Source organism: Paraburkholderia hiiakae (assembly GCF_904848665.1).
Taxonomy (GTDB): Bacteria; Pseudomonadota; Gammaproteobacteria; order Burkholderiales; family Burkholderiaceae; genus Paraburkholderia; species Paraburkholderia hiiakae.
Window position 1 is genome coordinate 1 of the sequence record NZ_CAJHCQ010000054.1, and the last position, 1,417, is coordinate 1,417.

Here is a 1,417-nt window from a genome sequence, read left to right on the forward strand (position 1 = left end):
GTCCTTGATATGCACAAACGCGCCGCCGCATTCGAGGATGATTTCCTTGGCCGCCGCGAGGTTGACCTTCCCGTTGACGCTGCCGACGTTGACGTCCTTGGCAGCGGTAAGCGACATGGGGCCTGTTTGGGCCTGAAACTGGACGGGACCCTTCGCGGCGAAGATCTTGATGCCGAACTTCTGTGCGAAGAGTGAGATCTTTTCGCCGACGGCCGCAGTAAAGTGCTTCATGACGCTGAAGTCGGCGTTCTTTCCGGCCACCGCGCTGAGGTTGTCCTGCGCGGAAAACTGGATTCCGCCGGCCGCGACGAGCCCGGCCGATGCCGGTGTGCTCACGAGGAGGCCCGGCTTCTTCAGGCCGTCAAAGTCATCCTTCATCTGCTGCTGGGCATCGGTGTCGGCAGGCTCGGCCTTGGCGCTGTTGGCCGACGCTGCGAGTGCCTTGGCGGTGGCCAGCGCGCTTTCGAGTTGCGCGATGGTCTCCTGCATGTCGAGCTGCTTGCCGGTCGCAGCAGGGCGGTCGTATGCAGTGAGGTGCAGGCCTTTGCCCGCGCGGTTGACGCCGTAGCCCGATGTGCGCAGCTCATAGCCTTCACCACGGTATTCGAGCTTGTTATTGACCAGGTAGCCGAGATTGAGCTGTGACTTGCCCGAGTGCTCGGTGCTCAGCTTGATGCCTTCCTGACCCGCCCAGTCTTCCATGCGCAGCTTGTTGTTCTTCTGCGTACGGATCATGTTGCGCGAGAGCCAGCGGCGATCGTTCGTCACCAGATCGCGCGCCTGGCTGTGATGGTGGAATGCCGTGATTTCGGGCTTGTCCGGATCGCCATCCCGAAATGAGATGACCGCTTCGTCGTTATCGAGAGCGACAAAGTGCATACCGGTCTGCAGCTTGCCGGCGAAAGGCTTCGCGAGGCGCAGCGGCACGCTTTCGCCACCATTGGGCGAGGCACCGAAGTCGGCATCCAGACGGACGACGTAGTAGCCGACAGAATTGAGATAGCCGTAGGTATATTTGTCAGGACTGCAAATCCGTGCGCTGAGCGTGCCGGAAATGCGAGCCCATTTTTCCGGCTGCATCTGCAGACGGAAGCGCCGGTCTGCTGGGATTGCCTTGTAGCGGTTGGTGTAGGGCTTGTCGCGCGCGCCGCTATGCGTGATCTCGACGATCAACTGCCCTTGGGGTGCGTCCGGCAGGACGATGTCGGTTTCCAGCACGCGTGCGCACTGCAGTTCCAGCACGTTGCTCTCGCCCTCGTACAACACCTGGCGCGCGAGTGCCGCTTCGTGGCGCAGTTGCGCCTCCCATTTCGCACCCGCCTGGTCGAGGTGATGAGTTCCGTAGATGTACGGCTGACCGTACGTCGTCGGGTCCTGCGGTGCGAGGTTGGCGCTATCCCTAAATCTCTCCCACGCG

The 1,417-nt window shown here is 61.8% G+C and carries 1 protein-coding gene; it reads right to left on the reverse strand.

Annotation, left to right across the window (positions count from 1 at the left end):
* Positions 1 to 1,417, reverse strand: a 1,417-nt coding sequence (locus tag JMY28_RS38760) for a type VI secretion system Vgr family protein (RefSeq protein WP_201701146.1), incomplete at both ends; no start/stop codon positions are given.